Origin of the sequence: Bathymodiolus platifrons methanotrophic gill symbiont (assembly GCF_002189065.1) — a bacterium.
GTDB lineage: Bacteria > Pseudomonadota > Gammaproteobacteria > Methylococcales > Methylomonadaceae > Methyloprofundus.
In genome coordinates this window covers 1-4,686 of sequence record NZ_BDMN01000207.1, presented here as the reverse complement: position 1 = coordinate 4,686, position 4,686 = coordinate 1, and the positions used below count along the sequence as shown (strand labels likewise).

Annotated in this window: 6 protein-coding genes and 1 pseudogene; 4 read left to right on the top strand and 3 right to left on the bottom strand. The window is 36.3% G+C overall.

The genetic code is table 11. The features are described from left to right. On the top strand, nucleotides 1–193 hold a 193-nt coding region (locus CDZ78_RS22010), incomplete at its 5' end, for a hypothetical protein (protein ID WP_167374283.1). Nucleotides 194–622: 429 nt separating this feature from the next. On the opposite strand, the gene CDZ78_RS12290 is transcribed toward CDZ78_RS22010, so the two are convergent. Together CDZ78_RS12290 and CDZ78_RS12285 are read right to left on the bottom strand one after the other, a co-directional pair. Then, nucleotides 623–1,453 (bottom strand): Lcl domain-containing protein, encoded by an 831-nt coding sequence (locus CDZ78_RS12290; RefSeq protein WP_087870279.1) that lies wholly within the window; start codon nucleotides 1,451–1,453, stop codon nucleotides 623–625. Between the two features lie 599 nt (nucleotides 1,454–2,052). Further along, nucleotides 2,053–2,412 (bottom strand): hypothetical protein, encoded by a 360-nt coding sequence (locus tag CDZ78_RS12285; RefSeq protein WP_140414035.1) that lies wholly within the window; start codon nucleotides 2,410–2,412, stop codon nucleotides 2,053–2,055. 124 nt (nucleotides 2,413–2,536) lie between these two features. Here CDZ78_RS12285 and CDZ78_RS12275 point away from each other — a divergent pair. Continuing rightward, a pseudogene (locus CDZ78_RS12275) lies at nucleotides 2,537–2,824 on the top strand (tetratricopeptide repeat protein); the annotation flags it as partial. A gap of 325 nt (nucleotides 2,825–3,149) precedes the next feature. Here CDZ78_RS12275 and CDZ78_RS12270 read toward each other — a convergent pair. Continuing rightward, complete coding sequence (locus CDZ78_RS12270) at nucleotides 3,150–3,566, bottom strand: transposase family protein (RefSeq protein ID WP_087870276.1); 417 nt, start codon at nucleotides 3,564–3,566, stop codon at nucleotides 3,150–3,152. Nucleotides 3,567–3,771: 205 nt separating this feature from the next. Here CDZ78_RS12270 and CDZ78_RS12265 point away from each other — a divergent pair, with 205 nt between their 5' ends. After that, complete coding sequence (locus CDZ78_RS12265) at nucleotides 3,772–4,020, top strand: type II toxin-antitoxin system ParD family antitoxin (RefSeq protein ID WP_087870275.1); 249 nt, start codon at nucleotides 3,772–3,774, stop codon at nucleotides 4,018–4,020. After that, complete coding sequence (locus CDZ78_RS12260) at nucleotides 4,017–4,313, top strand: type II toxin-antitoxin system RelE/ParE family toxin (RefSeq protein ID WP_087870274.1); 297 nt, start codon at nucleotides 4,017–4,019, stop codon at nucleotides 4,311–4,313. Before CDZ78_RS12265 ends, CDZ78_RS12260 begins: the two co-directional genes overlap by 4 nt. Nucleotides 4,314–4,686 lie beyond the last annotated feature (373 nt).

Below are 4,686 nucleotides of genomic sequence, written 5' to 3'. Positions count from 1 at the left end.
GAGATCTCATATAGAATGGCTTGAGAAACAGGTCGATGGGCTTAGGGAGGATATAAAACAAGCTAGAGAAGATTCCCTAGCTCGTGAAATTCGATTAATGGCATTACTTGAACATAAAATTGATACGATACAAAGCGAAACATCATCAGATAAACCAGTTATTAGAGGGGTGTTCTCAAAGTTATTTAAGTGATGTATTGTGTGTCACAATGAAGGGTATCATCTAGCATAGGACGTAGATACCCTGTATCTGCAATACAGAAATTATTTAATCATGTGAGTGACGCTATTACTTTGCGTTACCACATTACAATACCTGTATTAAACCTTTCCACCCACGCCTTTAAATTTCTCAATAAAGTCGGCAATCTTTTGAAACACATTATGGCTTTAGCAGGATAGTTATGCCTGAAGACCAGGAGGTCTGCGCTTTTGATAATTATTGCGACAGAACCATCTTTTTGTTGTGGCGACAACATTTCTAGGATGCATGAGTAGACCTCAAATGTCTTCAGGCGGAGCCTTTCGCCCAACTCCACGTTCTAAGGACGTGGTTTAATTTTTAATAAAGCTAACCACTTTAAAATAGTTAGCTCTACCATAAAAATATAACGCTGATTTTTTAGAATTTTCTGATTAATCTTACTGCGTACGTGCTATCTCGATGTTTATTTGCAGTTTTTCCATCACCAAAATATACGGCATAAGCGTGATTATTGCTGTTGTCAGTAATATCTAAGGAAGAAGTCCAATAGTGAACATCCGTGAAGTTTCCAGTACCATTTCCGTCTGCATGTAAGGAATGATAGACTAAGTTTAATTCAGCTTGAGAAGGAAGAAACCAATTTTCATTTCCATATACCTTGTGTGCTTTAGCAACATCAACGGCATTCATAAGGTCAGGACAATTCATATCATGAATAATGTCAGTATTAGAAAGGCCTGCGCCTATATAATCCTTAATATTATTACCTAAGTCTACGCCTGTGCACCCAAACTTAGTTATAGCAATATCCGTTGATGTAACTTCAAGGCCATGATAACCATCAGCATCCACTCGGAATACAATACCCCCTTTCGGGCCTGCTCCTCCGACCCTATAAGTACAATGATCCCATTGGATTTCTTGAGTTCCTGCACATCTTAATAAAGTCAAAGTGGCTTTGCTGTCAGTTTCTTCTGGCATTAGCATCTCTTCTAAATACAGAATTCTCTTTTGAAGATCACGATTTTTTTCTTCAACATCTACGAATCGTTTGTGGATATTTTCATGAATTCTAAATGTAAGTTCATCACCCCTCTTAGAACTAATATAAGTATTCCAATCAGATCTCTTTAATTCATCTCCGTCTGAAATTTTATTATTATCCGTTAATCCAGCTCCTAAAGCTTTAGCTTGCACTTGGTTAATATTTAAAAAAACTAAAGTTAGTGTTAGTGTGAATTTATTCATAATTTTTACTTAGATTTAAGTTACCTGAATTCGTATAATTCAGTGCATAACCTATGAAAGTAACGGATAGCAGTACACCTGTTGAATTGAGACAAGACATAGGTCATCTCCTAGTTCTGTCACCAAAAACAAAATCCCGCTATTACCTACGATCATAAGATTAAATTTCAGCAAAATAAGGCTCGCATGTTCAACTAAAAATGGTTCTATTTTTCAAGCCATTACTTTCCTAAATGCCGCATTATACTTGGCTTCAATACTAGATTATCATAATTTTAATGATGGACTGAGAATATTTTTCTCCTGCATGGTGTTTTACCATTTATCGCATAAAAACAGGTTATAGTTGATTTTTACACAACCATTTGTTTTTGGTTATGTCGCAAAAAAACAAATATAGGCGCGCCGGGGCTCCTGTCGCTGTAATGCGTTCACCTACGCAGCGAATAGGAGATGCTCCAACCGCGTCCTTCGGATTGGCAAATTTCCCTGCGCCTTCTGGAGACTATCAGCCCGTCCGGGGCTGACAGGGGAGGTAATAGGGTGATTTTATTTTTTGCGATATAACCTTAGCGAGGGCTGATAGTCCCCCCACTGTTTTATAAAAAAAATGGAAGTAAAAAATCTAAGATATCCTTTGTGTGGTCTTTATGTTTCTTCTCTACAGCAAAGTCAACCCCCGAATGCGAATGATCCGTTTCTTCAACACCGATATTTTTTATAACAACGACTTTACATCTTTCATTATCACCATTTTTGTTTTCTTTCTCATTATTTATATAGTCTTGAGATGATTTCAGAGATTCATGGATGTAGATGGTTGTATTATCGTCGAGGCTCTCGCAGTTATGCGCCCATACATATCCATCCCCAGCCCCGTAAGTAAGAGTCTTAGGGTCTGATGCTTGTATGCTAAATGATAATACGCCTAGAATGACGCCAGTAGTTAGTTTTTTCATGTTTCTATTATAACCTGAGTTCCAATACCTTCGCCAAAAATCATACAAAATTTTCATGAATCTTACCAAGTTCTGCGGCCTGAAAAACCGGATTATTTATTAAAAACGGTTCTTAGGAGTTAAGTATGGAAAGGAGCGCGGTGTCGTTAAGAACCACAAAGAAGCCGTTAAGTGGTTCAGCAAGGCAGCAAGACAAGGACATGCTAGTGCACAATACAACTTAGGATTGATGTATGCAAATGGGCAAGGTATCCCTCAAGACTACGTGATGGCACATAAATATTTTAATATTGCGGCGTCTAGTGGGGTAAAAAAAGCGAATAAAAATAGAGATAGTGTTGCCAAGTTAATGACTGCCTCACAAATAGAAAAGGCACAGAATCTAGCAAGTGAATGGATGAGAACACATTAGTAAATTTCTAATGTGCCGTATGGTGAAACAAATTAGTCATACAGAATCTTGTTCAGATAAGGAATAAGATTCTGTCGCAGAGGTTTTTGTGCTCAATGTTTGCTTTTCTCACGGCAGAAAGTTTAATCCTTTTGGCGAATGTTCATAACCAGTTTTTTGGGATTATATTATGTAACTACTCAGCGTGTTTTTTAACTTTAAAATCAAATGGATATATTTTAATTTAACCTGACTTTAGTCATTTTCACCTTTAAAAAGGGGTGAAAATTGGACTAAAATTCAGAGAGATACATTAATTATTATTTTAAATCAATCTGTTATGAGTTTAAATGATGTTTTGTTTATCGCCTGAATCCAAAGTGCCACGCAGTGCTTTTCCATCAATAGCAACCCATTTTTTAATTTCATCATGCTGTATCTTTACACCAAAACAGCGTTCAACTAGCTCATTCACTGATATCCAGTTCAGCCCATCAAGTAATCGTGGCAAATGAGCACGAGAGATAGGTTTAATTAATTTTGTCTTAGTCAGTTCACTTAACCAAACAATGCGATTACTGATAAAGCGGTGAATCTCGGAAAGTTTTTGACGACCAACCAACGTTGCCAATACAACTCCAGCAATGACTGAGGTTAGTGAGTGACGCTTACCCCTATTATCTCGGATATCGGGTAGCTCAGTGTTTAGCATGTCGACAAAGCTAGCGATTTCTTTGTCGTTAAAAGGATTTTTATTTTCCATAAACTAAATCTTTCTTCCATAATTTTGGCTTGGATTGTATCATGGTTTTTAGCATCTTTTTATGAGAAAGCCGTGGGGAAGGGGGTTACGCGACAGAACCATTTAATAGGCTTAGTTGCAAATTAGTTATTTTTAAAAAAATCATAACAAAGATTGCCAAAGTATGTCATAAATAGCACTATCTTATTTTAAAGCAGGTAATGAAATGGCTACGATGAATATTTCGGTTCCCGATCTAATGAAAAACTGGGTTCAATCTCAAGTGAGTACTGGAGTTTATGCAAACACCAGTGATTATGTTCGTGATTTAATTCGACAAGATCAAATCAAAAACGATAAGACATTGGCGTTACAGGCTGCCATTACTAAAGGATTAGATAGTGGAATAAGTGAGAAGTCATTTGATGAAATTATTGAGGTAGCGCGTAAGAGTCTTAAGTCTCATGCGTTATGAGTCAGTATTTCTTTTCTAAAGAAGCTGAGAAAGATCTTATTGATATTTATCGCTATGGTTTTCTAGCGCATGGTAAACATCAAGCAGAACAATACCTTCAGAGCTTAAAAGAAATGTGTCAGTTCTTAGCGACTAACCCCAAACTTTCTCATGAGAGAAGAGAATTTACACCACCTATTAGAATTAACGGTCATAAGCAGCATTTGATTATTTATTTAAGCAATGAAGATTCTATTACCGTTGTTCGTATTTTGCATAAAAAAATGGATGTACCAAACCACTTAGATCATTAGTCTGTATTAACCCAGACTTAAAATAACAAGTGTAATTATGTAATTACACTATTGTGATATTACACTTTAAAATATTGTAAACCTTTTTAAAAAAAACTGGTTAGAAACTATTTTTATACCTATACCTTATTGCGACAGAACCTTTTTCATTGCCGGAGGTAAGCGGTGGCAAAATGGAAACTAAATATTACCTCTAAAATCTGCCGTAGTCCGTACCCTGATCTTTAAAGCCATTCTTTAACAGGGGATTTATTAACAATTTCAGTGGTTCAGTTTTTTAACAGCGTTTATTAACGCTATTTGCGTAGAATCAGGGCAAAATGAAGATGATTATGGGTGCTGATGACGGTGTAAATTAAACACTTGTTTTTTT